Below are 16,473 nucleotides of genomic sequence, written 5' to 3'. Positions count from 1 at the left end.
AGCTGAACACCAGAACGTGCAACATCGAATTGCGACGGTCGGCGTCTCGTGCCTCCCAACGGGAGATCTCACTTATTATCTGAATTGAAGTTCATCAGATCATTTGGCCTAGTGTGCCGCCACTGGAGCGGCCTGTTAGGGATTGAGGAGCTGTCAACGGGGTGTGGCCCCAGTTTTGATCTGTGCGCGGCGGTGACAAATTAGGCCGTGGAGCGCTGGCCAAACGCGGGTGCCGGCGGAGTAAAAATCGCGGCCCCACAGGTGGTGTGGTGTAGCGCGGCTGTAGCGAAGCCACTCGCGAGCGCGCCCTTTATAGCGCTGTAGCGAGCGAGCGGCTTAGCGGTGGTCATCGACACCTCGCCGGTAAGGCCGGGTTGCTGACACCAACCTGATTCGAAGGAACCATCGATGACCGACGAGATGATGAACCTGCGCACGTTCGTGGAGAAGACCCCAGGTTCCGATCTCTTGCGCGAGATGATTGGCTTTGCCGCCGAGCGGCTGATGGAGCTGGAGGTTGGGGCCGCCCACCGGCGCCGCCTATGGCGAGAAGAACCCGTTGCGCACGGCCCAGCGCAACGGCTATCGCGAGCGCGACTGGGAGACGCGCGCCGGCACCGTCGAGCTGCGGATCCCCAAGCTCAGGAAGGGCTCCTATTTCCCCGGTTTCCTCGAACCACGCCGCAGGGCCGAGAAGGCGTCATCCAGGAGGCCTACGTCCAGGGTATCCCGACCCGCTCGGTCGACGACCTGGTCAAGGCCATGGGCATGAGCGGCATCTCCAAAAGCCAGGTCAGCCGGCTAGGCGAAGAGATCGACGGCAAGGTCAAAGCGTTCCGGCCATATCTGTGGATCGACGCCACCTACCTGAGGGTGCGCCGCGGCGGCCGCATCGTCTCGGTCGCCGTCATCATCGCTGTCGGCGTCAACGCGGACGGCCGGCGCGAGGGGCATGGAGGTCGGCACGTTTGAGACCGAGCCGGTCTGGACGGAGTTCCTGCGCAAGCTGACCCGATAGCCCCGGCCCCATGCCGGATAGAGCGGCGACCAAGGCGTCAGTTACACCACTCCCTAGGAGACCATCGGAGTAAAAAAATGTCCAGTGGTTAGGCTGGGAATATTTGCCGTGGAATTCTACGGCGCCGTCCGGGCATTTCGTCTTCGTGGGGCAACAGCCGTCGTGAGGAATACGGCCCGAAAAGGCTTAAGAAAGCAGCGGCAAAGGAGCCCGCCAGAATTTATTCAGCAGTTCCCGGCCTTGACCTCGGCCGACGTGCTCGACCGCATCCACGATCACAGGATCAATCGTCTCGGTGAGTTAGCCTTCACATATCCGAACATATTCGGGCGGCATCAGCCGGATCGTGTCACCGGAAGCTCCGAGTAGCCGGCCCAAATAGCGCGCCGCAGCATGCTTGCATAGCCACAACGCAAGGCTCCATATTCCCGACCGTGTCCGCAACGCCGATACGACGAAGGCGCAGAACAACAGCGCCAGTCTCCTCCAGCGCGACGAGGCTGAATAAATTCAACCAAAAAATCTTCCAAGCACAAATGTCGATATCGTCCGTTCTCTCTCGTTCCAAACAACGCAAGCCTAACGGATCGCTCCAGAGAGCAGCAGGCCATCCCCTAATCATAGCGAATCCGCTTGCGGAATCCTCAATCCAATACCTGAGTCAAGTCGTCGTCCACACCGCCTAAAGAACGTTTGGTATCGCCGCAGAGTGTCTGTTCGCAGCGCGCAGGATCATGCCGAAGAGATCGCGGGGCTCGTCGGGATCGGCGAGCAGATCGAGCTCCTCGTAGAGACCAGTGTCCTTGATACGGTCGCGGACATATCGAAGAGCGGAGAAGTCTTCGATTGCGAAACCGACGGAATCGAACAACGTGATTTGGCGTTCATCGGAGCGACCGGCCGCCTTGCCCACGATGACCCGCCAGAGCTCGATAACCGGGTGATCCGGTTTGAGTTGCTGGATCTCTCCTTCAATGCGCGTCTGGGGCGGGTATTCCACAAAGATCTCTGAGCGCAGCAGGATGTCGTGATGAAGCTCCGTCTTGCCGGGGCAGTCACCACCAACAGCGTTGATGTGAATGCCGGGGCCCACCATGTTGTCGGTCAGGATCGTTGCATACTGCTTGTCAGCGGTGACGGTGGTGATGACCTCGGCCCCTTCCACAGCCTCCTGCGAGGAAGAGCAGGCCTTGATCTGGAAGCCCATACCGGCAAGGTTCTTCTGACAGCGAGCCGTGGCAGACCGATCAACGTCGTAGAGACGGAGCTTGTCGACGCCGAGGAGAGCTTTGAAGGCGATCGCCTGAAACTCCGACTGGGCACCATTGCCAATGATCGCCATAGTGCGCGCGCCTTTGGGTGCAAGATATTTCGCGGCAACGGTCGACATGGCCGCGGTCCTGAGCGCCGTCAGGATCGTCATTTCGGTTAACAGCATCGGATAGCCATTGCCGACATCAGCGAGCACACCAAAAGCCGTTACCGTCTGGCGGCCGGAACGGGTGTTCTTTGGATGACCGTTGACGTATTTAAAGCCGTAGGTCTCACCATCGCTGGTCGGCATCAGCTCGATAACGCCGTCCGCACTGTGCGAGGCGGCACGCGGCGTCTTTTCGAAACACTCCCAGCGCCGGAAGTCTTCTTCAATATAGGCAGCTAATTCAATAAGGAATCGCTCGACGCCAGTTAGGAGTACCAGCTTCATCATATGGTCGACACTTACGAATGGGACGGTATTAAGCTTAACTTGCATTTTGTTGACTACCTATAATGCGTGACTAATGACGATTGCAGCAATATCAACTATAATGACCGAAATGTGACTGAGGCAGCGCGCACTGAAATGCATTGAAACTATTCTTTCTGTCAATACCTCGGGCAATCGAGGAATGGACATGCATGGCGGAGGTTCTGGTCGATGCTTGCCAGAAAACAAACGGAGTTGGTTGCATCATCACGCACTGACAGTTACGGAGCCCTCCCCCACATCGCTCCAACAAAATGGGCATGCCCACACCCATGCCGCCAGCGATGCAAAGTGTGGCCCCGCCTGGCCAAGCGGCCTTTCATTTCGAAGAGGAGCGGATTGGGGATCGGGCTGTGTCCTTCGCAAACAGGGCGCACTGGCGAAAGGCCTATCATTTGTGCCAGGCATCGACTCCACGACCTCATAGAACTTGACTGTATCAGAGGCCTCGCGCCTGGCCTGCTTAGCTCTGCTGATGTGACTTCGCGTTTTCGAACCAGCTCCCGCGAATCCTTTATTATCTTGAGCAGCATATTCGAACAACTTCATGCTGACTTCTACATTGTGCTCACCTGTGAGCGTTCATGAATTGCTCCGACATCGATATGGAGTGCGAAGCCTTGGGACACGCTGGACGACTACCGAGAAACCACAGGAAGGCCAAATGCAAAAAAGTTATCCCGGTGTTGACAAAAACTTTGGCGGCAATGTCGACACCCGCCTTGGCGTACCTGCTGCGGTTAGCCGATGTTTCGTGGATCGACGCCGATCAGGCAGGGCAGATTTCTCGGAGTGCCTAGCGCCCAACGTATGCTAGGTTGAGACACTCGTCCGTCGGATGCAAACGCCTGCCGAAATATAATCAACTCGCACGTTATTTTTTGCACCGAGTCTCCGCTGATGTCCTAGTCAAGGGCTAACGGGTGGCCTTCCAAGACCTGACAACGTCTTGCTGACAGCCTTTGCCGCCAGCCTCTTTGTCGATGTGGAGCCGCTCCAGCAAGGACTGCTCCTAAAGCTTGCTGTTTGAGGTGCCGACGCCGAGCTACTAATCGAGTGGTGCTGCGTCCCCCACTGGCCGGGCTGAACGTTGGGACATTCCTGGTCTTGGCGCTACGGCTGGGGTGGCCGGGCGAAGCTGGTCCGGGTTCCGCAGCCGGCCGCTGGGTCAGGAGCGCATGGCTGGGATGCTGCCGCAGAATGGCCAAGGACTAGAAGAAATCCATCGCTTCCGAGGAAGCCTGGAATATACTTCGCCCACATTCGTCTGCTCACACGCAGGCTCGCAAGAGCTTGATATTAAAAACGTCTTTTTGATTCGGCTCTAAAAATCGGGAGCCTTAGTAGAAAAGCTTACGCTGCATCCCAGTCAATCGCTTTCCCCCTCCCTGCGTGACGAGGATGGTTTCGCTGAACGCCATGCCTGCTGCCCAGGTATACATGTGAAAAACCTGGTTTTCCTGTAGTGTCCAGTCGCTGCTTGCCCGGAAGACGCGGGTAAAATCTGTAGTACGGGGTGGGTGCTTCAACCCTAAGGTGTAGCCGGTTACATTGGTATAACTGTCACGGACTCGAGCAGACAACATCCCCTCCCGAACGATCCGGTCCACCTCCTTTGCGTTCGCCCCGGGCGTCATGGCACGGAATTGTTCATCCTGAATCCCGACCATGGTTTCTGCTATTCGCATCTGTTCATCAGTTGGGCTACCAATTGATTTCGGGCGCATCATTCTCGAAGTGTAGCCGCGAAAGAATGGAATGGGTTCCACATGCAGGATGTCCCCTTCGGCTAACGTGCGGCCGGCTAGTGGGGCATGTAGTATTCCCGAGCGAGGTCCCGACGCCACCACGGCGACTTGCGCATTGTCCGCACCATTGCGCCACGCTTCGCCTGTCATGGCGACGAAGACCTCGCGCTCGTTCACACCTGGCCGAGCTACTGCAAAGCCTGCCTCGGCTGCGCGATCGCAGATTTCCGCAGCGACCTTGAGGCAAGCAACTTCAAGTAGGGTTTTGACCTGGCGCAATTCCCACATAACGGAGGAGAAGTCGACGAACCCGGCCTCCGGCAGCAGTCTTTCGAACTCTAGCGCACGGTTCACAGTAAGAAAATAGCTGTCGCGCTCGACGCCGATGACTGAAGCTCCATATCCGCGGGCTCTGATCGTCTCGGCCACCACTTTGACCGGGTTGTCGTCGTCCACAAACGCCACGTATCCAGTAAGCCAGCTCGATTCGCTGAACGCAGAAGCGTCCAGTGCGCGGATGACAGCGACTGGCTCGCCTTCAAGTGGGACAAGTACGGCTTGATACATCGCCGCGGTGGGTGCGTAACCGCAGAAATAGTCCATATGCTCGTGTTGGTCGACGATGAGCAGATCAATGCGCCGTTCAGCCATGACCGTGCGCAATACCAGAAGTCGCGCCTGATATTCGTCGACAGGAAAGGGCGGGGGAAAGAGAGGAGGCAGAGCCATTCGAAGGGTCTCCATAGCGTATGCAAAGTCAGGTGTTGCGACACCAACTTGCCGTTGTGGCATCGGGAGTTGAAATCCATGAGCACAGTGCGTGCACTTGCCAAAATCCGCCCCCGGCCGACATGCGCGCCGAGCTAGGCGCGTAAGCGGCCGTGCAAAATCCGGGCCGTTGCGAGTGTACCGTCACGGGCAATCTTCATTCTTTAAGATCGCGACCTGACGAGCAAACGGCACCCCGCGACTCTGCCCATGACTCAACTCTAGCGAAGTTGGAATGACGAACTATACGAGCCGTTCGCGGCGCCCGCCTCACCTCGATATAGTGGGATGGGCGTTCGAACCGGAGCCCGGGTTCAACAATCCAGGAAAACCTGTCCAAGCGTGGATCTATATCACCGCTCAGCCTCACTTCAGCCGCCGCTTTCATTCTTGATACATGAGTGGAGCCCGCCATACGTCATTATCGGGCTTTTCTGGTAAATGGCCTTGCTAACTGCAACAGCGACGCCGCCCCTTTCGCTGTGCAGCGGAAAATGGCACTTGAAGCTGTGCCCATCTGGATTTCTTGCAAGTTCGGGGAAGATGTGGCTGCAAATCTCCTGGGCGTAGCGACAGCGCGTGTGGAACTCGCAGCCGGATGGCCGCCGACGCAGGCTCGGCACCTCACCCTTGAGCTCTATCCGGTTCAGCACCGCATCCGGATCAGGCTCGGGATTGGCCGCAAGCAGCGCCTCGGTGTAGGGATGACGTGGGTGCCCAAAGATACGCTCGGTCGAGCCGACCTCAATAAAGCGCCCCAGGTACATGATCGCCATACGGTCGGTCATGTGGCGCACAACGTTAAGATTGTGCGTGATAATCAGGATGGACATGCCGAGTTCGTTCTGAAGCCGCGCGAGAAGATTGAGCACCTCGCCCTGCACCGAGACGTCGAGGCCGGCGGTCGGCTCATCAGCAATAATCAGGTCCGGATTCAGTGCAAGAGCACGCGCTATACCCACGCGCCTGGCCTGACCTCCGGAGAGTTGATGGGGATAGCGGCGAGCGAAATCCGCCGGCAAGCCGACGATTCGAAGCAGACGCTCGGCTTCTGCTCCGATATCGCGACCCTCTAGTCCATGGATCCGAAAAGGCTCCGACAAGAGCGATCGGACAGTCAGTCGCGGCGACAGCGAGCCGATCGGATCCTGAAACATCATCGCCATCCGACGCAAGTAGGGCTTGCGCTCAATCCCGCTAAGTCCCTCAATTTCCTGTCCGTCGAAGGTGATCCTGCCGCTCAGAGCCCGCTGCAAGCCGATTATCGTGCGCGCAACAGTCGATTTCCCTGAGCCGCTTTCCCCGACAAGGGCGAGTGTCTCGCCCTTGCGGATTTCAAAGGACACACCGCATACTGCGTCGATGAAAGGGGCATTCGTCTTGGTTGCGAGCGCCTTCAGCGGACTCATGGTGCGAAAGCGGACGCGCAGGTCCTCAACCCGAAGCAGCTCGCTCATGCCGAGACCAACCGCTGTTCTTCGAGGAGATGGCATCGGGCGACTTGGTCCACGCCAATGCGATACTCGACCGGGTTCTCTTGCACGCAGCGGTCAAATGCCTGGGTGCACCGGGCGCGGAATATGCATCCTTTTCTGCTGCCGAGGAGAGTTGGCACCTCACCGGGGATGGTTGGCAGAGTGCGCGTGCTTTTTTTGATACGCCCTGGATCGCACTCAAGCAGCGCCCGGGTGTAGGGGTGAGCAGGATTGTGAAAGATGTCCCGGACTGGTCCCTCCTCCACCACTTCGCCCGCATACATGACGGCGACCCGGTCGCACAACTCAGCCACCGCTCCGAGGTGATGGGAGACAAACAAGACCGAGCAGCCGATCTCCTTTTGCAGTTCTTTGAGAAGACGGATGATCTGCACTTCCAGCGTTGCATCGAGCGCGGTGGTTGGCTCGTCAGCGACGAGGAGAGCTGGTTTCACAAGAAGCGCCATGGCAATGCAAACGCGCTGACGCATGCCACCTGAAAAGTGATGCGGGTAGCCACCGATGCGGCTTTGGGGGTCGGGAATGCCAACTCTGTGAAGCATGTCGATGGCACGAGTGCGCTTTTCGCTCCGGCTCCCTAGTTCGTGGTGCTGGATATCGATCATCTGGCTCTCGATGGTCCGCACCGGATTGAGTGCGGTCATGGGGTCCTGAAAGATCATGGAGAGACGATCGCCGAGCAGGCTCCGTCGCGCCTGAGCGGGCATTTGGAGCAGATCTCTACGTTCGAACACGATGCTGCCGGCCGTCACATCTGCATTTTCTGGAAGTAGGCCCATCACTGTATAGGCGAGCGTCGACTTTCCAGACCCACTTTCCCCGACAATGCCAACCACCTGTCCGGGTGGCACATCGAGCGACACATTGCGCAGCGCGTGGACGCGCCCGCGCGGTGTGCCGAAATCGAGATCTAGATCATGGATCTCAAGAAGCGGGTGACTGGATGAGAGCGGCGGTCCGTCGTGTCTCATAGGTCTTTCCGCAATTTGGGATCGAATATGTCGCGCAGCGCCTCACCGAGAAATGTGAAGCCTAGCGTTGCGAGGACGATGGGAATGCCGCCCGCGATGACAAGCCATGGGGTCTGGTTGATGTAGCTATAGCCATCGTTGAGGATCGCTCCCCAGTCAGGCGTCGGAGGCCGCACGCCCATTCCGAGGAAGCTGAGACCTGCTTCCCAAGCGATGACCGCCGGCACGTCCATGCTCACGAGGATAAGAAGGGGGCCTATCACATTGGGCAGAACATGCACGCCAAGGATACGCGTCGTGCCTGCACCCATGCTGCGCTCTGCGGCTATGTACTCACTGCTACACAGCGCCTCGGCCTGGGTACGCACGACGCGCGCATAGATCGGTACCGATGATATTGCGATGACAAAAATAACACTACCCAGACTTGGTCCCAAAAGCGCGATGATGGCCAGTGCGAAAATGATCCCGGGAAACGAGCGGATGGTATCGAAGAAAAGCAAGAGCAAATTGTCGAGCCAGCGAGGACCGAACCCTGCAATCAGACCAAGCACGACGCCGACCGCCAGCGCACTGCCGAGGGAGGCGAAAGCGACAAGGAGCGGGATGCGGCCGCCCATGATGATGCGCGAGAATGTGTCCCGGCCCAGTTGGTCCGTGCCCAGCAGAAAATCCAGTGAAGGATCCGCCAGACGCGGCCCGACCATAATCCGGGTCGGATCATGCGTGATAATCAGCGGAGCGAAGATTGCGGTTCCTGCTATGAGGATGACGAGCACTGCTCCGAGCACGCCCAGACGGTTTCTGCGAAATTGCCGCAGGAAGGTACGAAGGGCGCCTCTGTCGATGGCATCGCTGGCTCGAGGAGCCATAGCTTCAACGCTTATCATGTCAGAGCTTTTCCCGGGTTCGCGGATCAAGGAATGCATTGATTAGATCCGAGATCGTCGTGGCCGCCACGATCAGGACCGTGGTGACGAGCACGATGCCCATCACTATCGGATAGTTGCGCGTATTGACCGCGTTTACGATCAACGCGCCGATGCCAGGCCTTGCGAAGACGACTTCGATAAATACCGCGGACGAAAGAAGCCACCCGATGCCCACCCCCAATATGGTCACCGTCGGTGGGATCGCGAGCGGCAGCGCATATCGCGTAACGATACGCCATTCGGAGATCCCGAAGGACCGGGCCATACGCACGTGGTTTTCTCCCGAGATCTCAAGCATGGCTGCCCTTACTAGACGAGAAATATAGCCAACCCAGCCAATCCCTATGGCAAAACCTGGGAGGATGAGATGGCTAAGTCCACCCCAGAAGCCATTTCCGGCTCCAATCGCTGGCAACCAGCGCAGATTTACCGCAAAAATCAGCAGCGCGTAGACCGCCATAACGAAGGAAGGAATTGCTATCGCGGCGACGGTGACGACGCCGGCCACCTTGTCGACCCAGGAGTTGCGCCGCATCGCCGAGTAGCAGCCGAGCGGCACGGCTATCACGACCGCCCAGAAGATCGACACGAATATCAGTTGGACCGTATACGGCAATTGCTCGAAGACAATGTCGGCAACAGGTTTGCGGCTGAATACGTCGAAGCCGAGATCGCCATGGAGCAGCCCGCCGAAGAAAGTTGCGATCTGCACGATGAACGGCTTGTCCAGCCCCATCTCCTCGTGGAGTTGCGCCCTCATTTCGGGAGTAGCCCGCGGTCCGAGCAGAACCGCGGCAGGATCGCCCGGCACGGCACGGATCATCAGGAACAGAAGTGTCACCGCGACCACAACGATTGAAATCGCGAGGGCGATCCGCTTAAGCAGATAAAGCCACACCTTACCACACTCTAAGCTGGCTCGAAGTCGATATACAACGGATATCCGTCGGGGCGCGTTGCGGGCCGCATTTTTGTGGCGCGATACAAGACTGGGCTAGCCCCATGAGTCAGGAATCGGTAGGCGCCGGAGTGCTCCATGAGATCCTCCATTTGCTGGTAGAGCTTCGCCCGTGCATCTGAGTCTTCTATTGTGGACGCCTCGGCGAACAGATCGTCAAACCGCTGGCTGCGGAAGCGCTCCCAGTTCCAGATACCCACCTGATCCTGCACGAACCACGCCGTCGCGTAATGAGGGTCCGGGAGACTTGAGAAGTCATTGATGATGAGCTGCAAATTTTTCCAACGCTCACCTTCCGACTCCATGCCGGTTGTCCAAAAGGAGCCAGAATTCTGGGCATTGACCTGAACCCCGATGCCGATCTGAGATAATTGCGCCTGCACCGTCTGGGCTATCGCCATGTAGGTGCTGTCATTGACGCAATCGATCGTCATGGCCAGATCGCTTACACCGGCCTTCTCCAGGAATTCCCTGGCCTTGACCAGATCGCCTTCTGGCGGTACAAGCGCCTTTTTGCGGTGCCCAATGATACCCGGAGCGATGGGGCCTGTAGATACCTCTGCCTGGCCAGAATAGGCAACTTCCAAAATCTGTGGCACGTTGATTGCCCATTGGATCGCCTTCCGGACGTTGATGTCCTTCAGGTTGGGGTGATCCATGTTCATGCCGATCCAGACGTAGCGGAGCGAGCGCTTTTCCTCGATCTTACTGTCGGCGGGCGGATTGCTCTTAAAGTTCCCCAGCGAATCCAGACTGATGCCAGTCATATCAATGTCGCCCGCCTGGTAAGCACGCTCCGCCGCCTTGCTATCGCTGATCAGCGCGAGACGAATTTCGTCAAATCCTGGCTTCGGACCCGACCAGTCCGGATTACGCGTCAAGATCAGATGCTGGTTTGGCTTCCAATCGGCGAGCACATAGGGGCCGGAGAAAGCCGGCGGATTTGCGCCGAAATCACCGCCGTCCTTGGTTGCCTTCATCACCGCTTCCTCGGAAACGATATGGCCAACTCCGTAAGGGAACGCGATGTTCCAAACCGGCACGAACGGTGCTTTGAATACGATCACTCCCGTGTAGTCATCCTCCACATCGACATGGTCGAACGTACCCCAATCCACGGTGTCGGGCGATTTGTGCCTGAAGACGCGCTCGAAGGAGAATTTGACGTCCTTGGCGGTCAGCTCGCCGTAGTCGCCGGTAAACTTGATGCCTTTCTTTAAACGAAAGCGGATGTGGGTGGCGTCGACCTGCTCCATTTTCTCGGCCGCCTCTAACTCCCAGCCCCATTCGGAGCCCGGCTTGAATCGCGTGAGTTTGGAATAGATACAGTTCATCACGTCCACTTCGGAGACTGCGGAATAGAACCCGGGGTCAAGCTTCGAAATATTACCGCTTGAAGCAGCAGTGAGGACCTTTCCCTCCGCAGCCCAAATCGCGCTTGAGAGCGGCATCCCAGCAGCGGCGATGCCCCCCGCAACCACGGAGCTGGTTTTGAGGAAAGCCCTACGGCTTATGCTACGATTATGATCATTCATGGTTGTTCCCCTTCATAATGAGCAACTCGGAGCTGGCTGCTTTCGTGTGGTTTAGTGATCCATAGCAAGCGCCTGCCTGCTTAGCAGTCGAAATAATCTCAACTGCGGGGCTATTTTTTTTCGGCCGATAGGAAGGATAGCCCATGGTATCCCGACATAGCGGGCTCATGCCACCGGTATTCGCGAGAGAGCGTGCCATACTCCTCTTTCGAAGCAGAAACGGTTCGTCGATGGCGATAAAAATTTAGCAACAGGGGTACCCCTTGGTGTATTTTGCGGCTGACCCAACACCAATTAAACTGCTTGAAAATCTCTGGATTCCGCTCGCGGACGGAACACGCTTAGCTGCGAAAATCTGGTTGCCGGAAAACGTGGCTTCCAATCCAGTTCCAGCAATCCTCTGCTACATCCCCTATCGAAAGCGCGATGGGACGGCACTGGGAGACGCACAGATGTTTCCCTATTTCGCGTCGCGTGGTTACGCGTGCATCCGTCTGGATATCCGTGGCACAGGCGATTCCGATGGTTTGTTCGAAGATGAATACGTCAAACAGGAGCAGGACGATGCTGTAGAGGCCATCGAATGGATTACCCGACAGGCCTGGTGCAGTGGCAATGTGGGAATGATCGGCATCTCTTGGGGTGGAATCAGCGCGTTGCAGGTTGCTGCGCGGCGGCCAAAGGGCTTAATGGCCATCATTACGCACTGCTCGACTGACGACCGCTACGCCGACGACGCGCACTACAAGGGCGGCTGCGTCCTGAATGATACATTGGTTTGGGGGACGCATTGCTTCGCGCAAATGGCTCAGTCGCCAGATCCTGACATCGTCGGAGACGATCGTTGGCGCGATATGTGGATGGCACGACTGGATAACGCTCGGCCTACACTAATTGATTGGCTTTCTCATCAGCGCCGAGATGAATACTGGAAGCATGGCTCAGTCTGCGAAAATTACGATGCGATTGATTGTGCTGTTTTCACTGTCGGTGGATGGGCGGATGGGTATCCCAATACCGTGTTGCGGCTACTTTCAAACCTGAAAGCACCACGCCGGGGGCTGATCGGACCTTGGGGGCACAAATATCCTCATGTGGGCGTTCCTGGTCCCGCGATCGGATTTCTTCAGGAATGCGTTCGCTGGTGGGATCATTGGTTAAAAGGTAGGGACACCGGTATAATGCAGGAACCGATGCTCCGCAGCTGGATGCTGGACTGGGTAGAGCCGAGGGCACATTATGACGAGCGGCCGGGGCACTGGATCGCAGACCCAAGCTGGCCGTCTCCGCATGTAACCTCTCGGATCTTAAGGCTTGGATCCGGCACGCTGTCGGAACACGAGCTGTCGGAAGCTAGTCTTGAGATTAGCTCCCCCGAGATGGTCGGGATAGCAGGCGGAGAATGGTGCCCCTATTCACTTGGGGGACCTGGTTCACCAAGCCCGGACATGCCGCTCGATCAACGGTGGGATGACGGTGGTTCCTTGAAATTCGACGGCGAGATTCTGGACGAGGCTTTGCCGATCTTTGGCGCGCCTCTAGTTGAGCTGGCGCTCACCTCCGATAGATCGACTGGCGTGCTAGCTGTGCGTCTTTGTGATGTGAGCCCGTCAGGCGAAGTCACACGTGTGACTTACGGATTGCTTAATCTATCTCACCGCAACGGTCACCACGATCCCCAGCCTATGGACGCTGGAAAGTTGTACATTGTCCGAATTGCGATGAACGGCATCGGGTACACTTTTCCGCGGGGGCATCGGATCCGACTGTCTGTCTCCACTGCTTATTGGCCAATCGCGTTTCCGGCACCGGCGCGCGCTACATTGACCATAAAGGCCGAAGCAAGCGCTCTGCATCTGCCGATCCGGATGCCTCAACCCGGCGATGAGCACCTGCAACCTTTCGCGCCGGTGGAAATTTCTTCGCCCATGCCGAGCACGGTGCTGGAGCCGGGCAAAGTTGAACGGTTCGTCCAGATTGACCCGGTGGTAAAGCAGGTCACTGTCACGTTGAAGCGCGACATTGGCTCGATACGCCTTGATGGCATCGGTACGATCGTTGGCCTGAAAAAGCATATAACCTATACGGTCGCCGAAAACGATCCGACGACAGCCCGAACTGAAGTTTACTACCGGTTTGAGTTGGGGCGCGGCGAATGGCAGACAGCGGTCGCGGCGCGGACAGTTATGACAGCTAGCAAATCGACCTTTCACCTACAGGTTGACTTGGACGCGTACGCAAAACGTGAGCGCATTTTCTGCAGATCGTGGTCGAAGGACATTCCGCGCGATCTTGTCTAATCCAAATGAACGAGATGAACGGCCAAGAAGGCACCAGGAGAAGCGTCCGTTGGCGCGCCAAACTCCACGTCAAGCGTTTCCTATGAGTCATCTCTCAAGCTGCAGATGGACCCAGAGCTTTGCGCGGCCGCCATGATGAGGATGCCAACCGAGATGAGTCAGGGGAGCACGTGTTTCTTGGACAGACTTGCCACCGGGCAATATGAAATCTCAGCAGTAGAGAGGCTCGGATGGCAACCTGGTAAACTCATGGAAAGTTCTCGATCACGGCGCCAAAATGTCACCGGCCGGCGGCATCAGACGTCGCGCTTCCGACCAAACGTTGACGCAATCGTAAACGAGCAAAGCTTGTTGAGCAGGAAGTCCTAAGGATGAAAATAATACCCGAAATAGCAGCTGCGCAAAACGAAATCCGGGCGATTCGCCACTGGATGCATGCCCATCCAGAACTTGGTTTTGAAGAAGCGGAAACAGGTGATTTGATCGCCAAAACGCTGGCGGGCTGGGGAATCGAGATTCACCGAGGGCTTGGGCGCACCGGCGTAGTCGGAGTGCTGCGAGCGGGTAACGGAGGGCGCTCAATCGGATTGCGTGCCGATATGGACGCGTTGCCGATTGAGGAACTGAACACGTTCTCTCACCGCTCTCAGAGCCCCGGCAAGATGCATGCATGCGGCCACGACGGCCACATGGCTATGCTACTGGGCGCGGCGCGCTATCTCTCGCAGACAAGAGATTTCAATGGGACAATTGTGTTTATATTTTCTCCCGCAGAGGAAGCTGGCAATGGCGCTAAACTGATGGTGGATCAAGGACTCTTCGACTTCTTTCCAGTAGATGCGGTCTTCGGTCTCCACAATTTTCCGGGGATGCCGGCAGGTAGTTTTGGTATCAGGCCCGGGTCGATTTTAGGGGCAAGTTGCGATTTACGCATTGTCGTGAAAGGCGTCGATGGTCACGCCTGCTATCCGCATGAGTGCAAGGATCCGATATTCACGGCAGTGCAAGTCTACAACGCACTTCAAGGAATAATAACACGAAATAAACCTCCACTCGACCCGGCAATAATATCCCTGACGCAGTTTCAGGCGGGAGGCATTGCGAACAATGTTGTTCCCGCTGTTGCAACACTCGGAGGTACGGTGCGAGCGATGACGGTCGCCACGCTGGAGATGATCGGAGCTCGACTGCGTACCGTCGTAGATAGTATTGCAGCTGCGCAAGACTGCGCCACCGAACTCCACTTCGATATTGAGTGCCCACCGACCGTCAACACGCCGGATGAGGTGCGTTTCGCGGCGAACGTTATGAGATCGATCGTTGGCGATCCCAATGTGAATGAAGACGTTGAACCAGACCTAGGGGTTGAGGACTTTGCATTTATGCTGCAAGCTCGGCCCGGAGCCTACGCATATTTGGGCAACGGCAACGGAGAGCACCGTGGGTCCGGAGCTGGGCCTGGCCCCTGCGTAGTCCACAATGCCAGTTTTGACTTCAACGATAACATACTCGGAATTGGATCGACATACTGGGCAGAATTGGCGCGACGGTGGCTCAGATCCAATGCAGGTGCCGAGAACCGACTAGACTAAACGGCTCCAAGAAGGGTTTCACGAATGCTTGTCCCTCTTAGCGCTTCTTGCGCAGATCCTCGCTCGCCGGCTTGCGGACGAAGCGCCCCACGGCGGCCGTCGGCGGCTCCATCTCACCGAAATACCGGATCTCTCCATCCCGTCCTTCTTCGACAATCGCAGGAGCATGCTTGGCTTTGGACGCATCGACACCGAAGTTAGAAAATGTTGCCTTCCGTCGCGGCCAATCCTCCCTTTGCCTTGGGGCTCGGCTCGGCACTCCGAGCAACCCGTTTGCTTACAGCCGCAAAGACTAAGGGCAGGGCACCACTCAGACCAGGGCCAACACGTCTAGTCGCGTCGCGTGAGATGAATGCCCGCAATCGTGCATCGTACAGAACCGCCCGCCCGCTCGACGGTTGGAATTGCCAACGGTAACAGTTTCGCGCTCTCACTGATGACGTCAATCTGTTCCGGCGTTAATGTCAAGAATGCGGTGGTCGACAGGGCTAGGATGCGCCCGTTTCTGCCCTGGAGCTCAATCGCGTTGCCTGCGAAACTCTGGATCTGGCGGTTTGTAAGGCCGATCACCCGGCGCCCGGCCTGTTCAAAACGATGGACGATCTCGTGCTGTGTCACTGGGTCAGTGATCATGTCGAGCCCGATCATGGCGAAATCGGTCGCGACGCACATCAGTACATTCGTATGATAAATGTCTGCCCCACTGGGGTCTTTCGCCGAAAAGAGCATGGGCTCAAAGCTGAATTGGTTGCAGAACCTCTCCAGCACGATCGGATTCGTCCGCTCGGATCTTACCGCATAAACGACGCGGTGGATATGATCTAGCACCATCGCACCCGTGCCTTCCAAGAAGAGCCCGTCCGGTTCAAGGCCAGAATAGTCGATTACCGCCTGCACTCTATAGCACCTCTTCAGCATCTGGATAACGTCGCTCCGGCGCTCTCGTCGGCGGCTCAGAGCCTTCATCGGATACACCGCTACATAGCCGCCCGGGTGGGTTGAAAACCAGTTGTTCGGAAATACTGAATCCGGAGTGTCGCTGGCCTCGTCCTCGAATAGATGTACAGCGACACCCTCTTCTTGAAGCATAGCAGCAGCGCGGGTGATCTCCTCGTACGCGAGCGGCGACAGATCATTCACATTATGTTCCGCTACCTGAAATCGATTGTCAGCCGCAGTCTCGGCATTGACCATGAAATGATGCGGACGGACCATAACCACGGCGGAAGGAGCCTGAACGGAGAATTCTGAACGTGGTGCCATGAGGAAGACTCCGATCGGATTGGTGAGCGCGGATGTCGAGGAGACCTCTCAGGTCATCCCCGAGGCGGTGAACAAAATCCGGGTTGCAACAGAGCGATCTCGTACCTGGTGTCGCAGTGACGCGCTCCAGTTCGGTTGCCGGATC

At 57.2% G+C, this 16,473-nt stretch carries 10 protein-coding genes and 1 pseudogene; 3 read left to right on the top strand and 8 right to left on the bottom strand.

Annotated elements, in window-relative coordinates:
• Positions 1–408: 408 nt before the first annotated feature.
• Positions 409–1,015, top strand: a pseudogene (locus tag AC0L2B_RS02410) (transposase); the annotation flags it as partial.
• A 685-nt stretch (positions 1,016–1,700) separates the two neighbouring features.
• Here AC0L2B_RS02410 and AC0L2B_RS02405 read toward each other — a convergent pair.
• The 7 genes from AC0L2B_RS02405 to AC0L2B_RS02375 form a co-directional block, all read right to left on the bottom strand.
• Entirely contained in the window at positions 1,701–2,771 is a 1,071-nt protein-coding gene (locus tag AC0L2B_RS02405) for an ornithine cyclodeaminase (RefSeq protein ID WP_473744020.1), read from the bottom strand.
• Positions 2,772–4,105: 1,334 nt separating this feature from the next.
• The gene (locus tag AC0L2B_RS02400; protein ID WP_473744019.1) at positions 4,106–5,242 is read right to left on the bottom strand and encodes a M24 family metallopeptidase; all 1,137 of its coding nucleotides are present in this window, start codon (positions 5,240–5,242) and stop codon (positions 4,106–4,108) included.
• 410 nt (positions 5,243–5,652) lie between these two features.
• Complete coding sequence (locus tag AC0L2B_RS02395; RefSeq protein ID WP_473744018.1) at positions 5,653–6,738, bottom strand: ABC transporter ATP-binding protein; 1,086 nt, start codon at positions 6,736–6,738, stop codon at positions 5,653–5,655.
• Complete coding sequence (locus AC0L2B_RS02390) at positions 6,735–7,748, bottom strand: ABC transporter ATP-binding protein (RefSeq protein WP_473744016.1); 1,014 nt, start codon at positions 7,746–7,748, stop codon at positions 6,735–6,737. Before AC0L2B_RS02390 ends, AC0L2B_RS02395 begins: the two co-directional genes overlap by 4 nt.
• The gene (locus AC0L2B_RS02385) at positions 7,745–8,677 is read right to left on the bottom strand and encodes an ABC transporter permease (protein WP_473744015.1); all 933 of its coding nucleotides are present in this window, start codon (positions 8,675–8,677) and stop codon (positions 7,745–7,747) included. Before AC0L2B_RS02385 ends, AC0L2B_RS02390 begins: the two co-directional genes overlap by 4 nt.
• The gene (locus AC0L2B_RS02380; protein ID WP_473744014.1) at positions 8,640–9,578 is read right to left on the bottom strand and encodes an ABC transporter permease; all 939 of its coding nucleotides are present in this window, start codon (positions 9,576–9,578) and stop codon (positions 8,640–8,642) included. The genes AC0L2B_RS02385 and AC0L2B_RS02380 overlap by 38 nt, the downstream gene beginning before the upstream one ends.
• A gap of 11 nt (positions 9,579–9,589) precedes the next feature.
• Positions 9,590–11,173 carry an ABC transporter substrate-binding protein gene (locus AC0L2B_RS02375; protein WP_473744013.1) on the bottom strand — a complete coding sequence of 528 codons (1,584 nt, stop codon included), beginning with the start codon at positions 11,171–11,173 and terminating at the stop codon, positions 9,590–9,592.
• A 266-nt stretch (positions 11,174–11,439) separates the two neighbouring features.
• On the opposite strand from AC0L2B_RS02375, the gene AC0L2B_RS02370 reads away from it, so the two are divergent.
• Both AC0L2B_RS02370 and AC0L2B_RS02365 read left to right on the top strand, forming a co-directional pair.
• Entirely contained in the window at positions 11,440–13,473 is a 2,034-nt protein-coding gene (locus AC0L2B_RS02370) for a CocE/NonD family hydrolase (protein WP_473744040.1), read from the top strand.
• 371 nt (positions 13,474–13,844) lie between these two features.
• Entirely contained in the window at positions 13,845–15,065 is a 1,221-nt protein-coding gene (locus tag AC0L2B_RS02365) for a M20 aminoacylase family protein (RefSeq protein ID WP_473744012.1), read from the top strand.
• A gap of 330 nt (positions 15,066–15,395) precedes the next feature.
• Here AC0L2B_RS02365 and ctlX read toward each other — a convergent pair whose 3' ends face one another.
• Complete coding sequence (gene ctlX, locus AC0L2B_RS02360; protein WP_473744011.1) at positions 15,396–16,328, bottom strand: citrulline utilization hydrolase CtlX; 933 nt, start codon at positions 16,326–16,328, stop codon at positions 15,396–15,398.
• Positions 16,329–16,473: the final 145 nt, after the last annotated feature.

Source organism: Mesorhizobium sp. WSM4815 (genome assembly GCF_055811575.1).
The sequence above is the reverse complement of the archived record's forward strand: the minus strand, read 5'-3'. Positions and strand labels throughout refer to the sequence as shown.